This is a genomic window from Methanoregula sp., assembly GCF_002835825.1.
GTDB lineage: Archaea > Halobacteriota > Methanomicrobia > Methanomicrobiales > Methanospirillaceae > Methanoregula.
Window position 1 is genome coordinate 1 of record NZ_PIZH01000184.1, and the last position, 4,488, is coordinate 4,488.

A 4,488-nucleotide genomic window follows, 5' to 3' on the forward strand; every position below is an offset into this window, starting at 1 on the left:
ACCAACCGGAAATTGGCACCCAGAAGGCAAGGAAATACCCAAGCGTGGCCAGGGCCGCCATGCTTGTGCCGGACACAAAAATGACCCCCGCCGGAACGATCAGACTGGCGACCAGCAGGGCAGACAACGCGGGGATGGGGATCTTTTTCCCCGGCCGACCATTCCATAACGCGTACCCCATCAGAAAGATGGAGAGGATAAGCCCGGCATCGAAGATGGCAGGGAACGACTGGCTACGGAACCCCATGAGGGCATTCACGTACCAGCCGATGTTCGAGAAACCCCAAAGAAGGAACCCGGCCGCGGTCCAAAGAAGGAACTTCTGATCGCGGGACTTCTGCCAGAGTACCAGCAGGGCAGCTCCTCCGGTAAACGCAGTAATGATCTGGAGATAATTGCTGTAGGCGAGAAAAGCATTCGCGGAAAGGAGAGAGATCAGTAGTGCCAGGGCAACTGCCAGGACAACGATCCCCCAGAAAAATCCGGTCATGAACGAAATCCCGGGGACAGGTTTGTTATTTTGCATACAGGTTTCTTCTGTCGGCTTCATAAAAAACTGTTACGAGAACCGGGCCGGATGCCGGACAACAACCGGATTCCCCGGTCGTTTCCGGATGGGGGGTTTTACCACTCACCGGATGGAGGGCCTCGCCATCAAAACCGGAACCCTGCAAGCAGGAGTCCAAGAAACCCGAGAATAATCAGGATGATGATCGCGATCATGATCTTCAGGTACGGGACTCCTCCCCCTGTTTTCTTTGCAGCCCCACGCCGGGTATCCGCTGCAATCCCGCCGGTCGCGCTTACGCCGCCTCCCCTGCTGTAGCTCATGCCCACGGCTGGCCGGGGTTTCCTGTTCCAGCTGCCGATCCCTGTGCAGTTGTGGTTGGGCGGGAGCCGACATTCCGAACAGAACTTCCCGCCGCAGTGCTGGCAGGTGAACGGAAGAGTCGTCTCGTTGCCGCAATGATCGCAGCGTGTCATGCATCATCCTCTGTTGTACATGGAATAAATAATTCCCGTCCGAATCATCCGGCAACACGATCGCTTATCCCGTTTCGCGCCGGATATCTGTTTATGGGGCAGTACGTGAAAGGAGATGTCATTCTTGCATCGGTTGCGCTGGACGACCGTACCTCACCCAAGACCCGGCCGGCAATTGTCATCGGTACTGAAGAGTCCGGCACTATCCGCATCTGCCCGGTCAGCAGCAAACCGCCCTCCGATGCGCCCTGCCTGCCGCTCTCCATCGACGATTTTGCCACCGGCGGGCTCGACCTCTTTTCCGAGAGTTATATCATGACATCAAGGGTACTCTCGCTAAGGAACGGGGCGGTTATCGGCAAGAAGGGCCGGCTGAACGGGGAGTCGCTTGCGGAGATCCTGACACGTGTGGCAGGGCCGGCTGAGCCGGGAAGATCCGCAACCGGACTGTTGCGGAAGACCCGGTAACGATCGACTGTTTTTCCAGATCGGTCACCGCATCAGTATCCTTATCATCCGGTGCGATAACGATGGTTGGATGGACATCAGGGATGCAATCCGGAAGATGGAGGCCGAAGTGGGAAAGATCTCTCCCGTCCAGAAGTTCCTGCTCGGGACAGATGGATCGGTCACCCAGCTCCTGGAATCGATCACCGGAGAAAACGTTCTCATAAAGACGCTCGTACAGGAGATTGTTCCGGCCGACACCGCCGCTGCAGAACACCTGGACATCGCGGAAGGTGATCCGGTTAATTTCCGGGTCGTGGAGATTACGACCGCGGAGAACGGCGAAGTATTGATCTATGCGGTGTCGCACACACCGGTCAGCCGTCTCTCTCCGGAATTCAAAGACGATCTCATGAAGGCCGACATCCCTATCGGGAAGATCATTGCGCAGCATAAAATCGAGGCGCGACGCGAGATCCTCACTGCCCGGGTCCTCCCCGCGTCAGAAGAGGCAGGCAGGATCTTTGCCATCTGTAAAAGCGAGCCGCTCCTCTGCCGGCAGTACCAGATCATCCATGGCGGCAAGCCGCTCATCTTTATCGAAGAGCAGTTCCCCTATAACCGGTTCCTCGACACCCGCCGGGTTATCGTGGACACGCCCTCGCGAATCCATATCTCGCTCATCGATATGCATGGCGGTTCGGGCAGGGTGGACGGGGGCATCGGCATCCCGCTGGACGAGCCCGGCATCCTCCTTGAAGCGGAACTCGCACCGGAATTCTCTGTTGCCGGCTGCGACCCGATCATACAGGAGCGGGTCCGGCAGGTGGCAGCGGATGTGCTGCAGAAACTCGGGCTTGGCGGGAACGTTGCGATCACGGTCAGGAAACAGTTCCCCGCCCATGTCGGCCTCGGGTCCGGGTCGCAGCTTGCCCTTGCTGTTGCAAAAGCGGTAGCTGTGCTCCACGACCGGCACCTGACAGCACGCGAACTTGCCTGTCTAACGGGGAGGGGCGGGACCTCCGGCATCGGGACTGCGGCATTCGACCGGGGCGGGTTCATCATCGATGGCGGGCACCGGTTCGGTGCAGGTGGGGAGAAGACAGACTTCCGTCCTTCATCTGCATCGCGGGGCGTTAACCCTCCTCCCGTCATTGTCCGGCACGAGTTCCCGCAGGACTGGAAGATCCTTCTTGCGATTCCCGCGGTCCCGGCGGGGGCAAGCGGCGGGCAGGAAGCGGACATCTTCCGGACCCGCTGCCCGGTCCCGCTCGATGAGGTCCGGGCCCTCTCCCACGAGGTGCTGATGCGGATGCTGCCGGGGCTTGCCGGGCAGGATCTCGATCTCTTTGGTTCCGCAATCAACAATGTCCAGGAACTCGGGTTCAAGAAGGTCGAGCTCAGTCTCCAGCCTCAGGCTGTAACCGGTCTCCTGCCGGTGCTCCGCGGGGCCGGTGCCGCCGGTGCCGGGATGAGTTCGTTTGGGCCGGCCGTCTATGCGTTCGGGGATACGAACATGATGTCCGTGGAACGGGCAGCCCGATCATTCATGGACGAGTCCTTTGGAGGAACAACTATCATCACGTCTGCCCGGAACAGCGGGGCGGGCGTGCGGGTAGTATGACCCGCAAGGGGAGAAAAAGAGTGCAGGGATCAGGCAGGACTGACCTCTGCAAACCAGCGCTGGAGGACGAGAGCCGCTGGTTTCCCCCGCACCGATGATGACTTCTCAAACGAGTATTTCGGGTTGAACCCGGGTTCGATCCAGTAACCCCAGGAGTAGGCGCCGGCAAGCCAGGGTTCATCGAGCGTGGACCTGAAGAACGCCTCATACAGGTCGGACTGCCCGACAAGGTCCTGCTGCACCGATGGCGAGGAGGCCAGCGGCTCGAACCAGTCCTGTTGTGCGGCATGGTCCCTGCTCTGGAACGGCAGGATGAAGATCAGGGGTTTTTTGTACTTTGCATACAGCGGATCGAACTGTTTCCGGTTGAAATTATCCATGGACGCGGCGAGTTCATCGACTGAGGGATGTTCCTTGTCGGAGAATGTATTGTAATAATAGATGGTGATGTAATCGAGTTCGTCAGCCCACGGGATGTCCTTTGCGCCGTCAAACGTTGTATATTCCTCGCAGTACACGGTCTGGGTCAGTTTCCCGTGATAGACCGCACGGACTTTTTTGATCAACGCCCGCCAGCGCTCTTCGTTGTTCCTGTTCATTGCCCCGTCCAGCTGTTTCCCGAGTGAGAGCATCTCGATGTTGTTCTTCTCGCTGATCTCGGCTGCCCTCAGCATGAACGGCGTGAACTGCTCGAACCACCGGTCCCAGTATGCCTGTACCTCCGGGTCCTCCGGGTGCTCGGTGAGGCGTCTGCCCATCTCCAGATCAAACGCTCCGCCCCGGTCCCACTTCTCATTCAGTTTCTTGAAGAACTCGTCCCAGGAAAGACCCTCGCGTTCCCCGGGGAGCAGGTTCCATTCCAGTTCGGTGAGGAGGAAGAACTTCATCCCCTTTGCATGCACCTGCTGTGCCATCTTTGCGATATCGTCCGCCGTCGTATGATCGGCAATGAGATTGCCTTCGTCCAGGATCTCGGGTTTTGTATAGTCCCCGTACGTCCAGTAATAATCATAACTGAACCATTCCCCGCCATCCTCTTTCATGGCATCATACGTGCTTAAGAGCTGGTTCTGCCGGAGCGGCGTGATGATCATTCCCCCGGCATCCATGATCACGTACCCTTTCTGGAACCCGGGCTTCTGAACAACCGGGGTGTCTGCCCACGGGAGCCCGGTTCGCAGCGAGGTATTGGTTCTCAGCGTGGATGATTTCACCGCTGTACTTTTTCCTCCGGAGCCGAATGAGTACTGGAGCGGATCGCCTGAAGTGACGGCGATGCCATGATTCCGGAAATAATAATCCGTCACTCTTTCCATTGAGTACTTCTGCCCGTTGAGGGTGAGGGTGACCGTATCAGTTGTTGCCGGAACGGATACCTCGACCGGAACAGTCATTTTTGTTCCGGTTGCAACAGCCATGGACTCCCCGTACGC

The 4,488-nt window shown here is 58.2% G+C and carries 5 protein-coding genes; 2 read left to right on the forward strand and 3 right to left on the reverse strand.

From position 1 onward, the window contains the following. The coding region (locus tag CW742_RS07710) for a hypothetical protein (protein WP_292418728.1) at nucleotides 1-490 on the reverse strand (490 nt) is incomplete at its 3' end. Between the two features lie 164 nt (nucleotides 491-654). After that, complete coding sequence (locus CW742_RS07715; RefSeq protein WP_292418731.1) at nucleotides 655-984, reverse strand: AN1-type zinc finger domain-containing protein; 330 nt, start codon at nucleotides 982-984, stop codon at nucleotides 655-657. A gap of 93 nt (nucleotides 985-1,077) precedes the next feature. Between CW742_RS07715 and CW742_RS07720 the strand changes: the two genes are divergently transcribed. Beyond that, nucleotides 1,078-1,452, forward strand: coding sequence for a type II toxin-antitoxin system PemK/MazF family toxin (locus CW742_RS07720; RefSeq protein ID WP_292418734.1), 375 nt, complete (start codon nucleotides 1,078-1,080; stop codon nucleotides 1,450-1,452). Between the two features lie 70 nt (nucleotides 1,453-1,522). Beyond that, on the forward strand, nucleotides 1,523-3,055 hold the full coding sequence (locus CW742_RS07725) for a beta-ribofuranosylaminobenzene 5'-phosphate synthase (RefSeq protein WP_292418736.1): 1,533 nt from the start codon (nucleotides 1,523-1,525) through the stop codon (nucleotides 3,053-3,055). A 29-nt stretch (nucleotides 3,056-3,084) separates the two neighbouring features. Here CW742_RS07725 and CW742_RS07730 read toward each other — a convergent pair. After that, a partial coding sequence (locus tag CW742_RS07730; RefSeq protein WP_292418739.1) for a glycoside hydrolase family 113 occupies nucleotides 3,085-4,488 on the reverse strand: 1,404 nt, incomplete at its 5' end.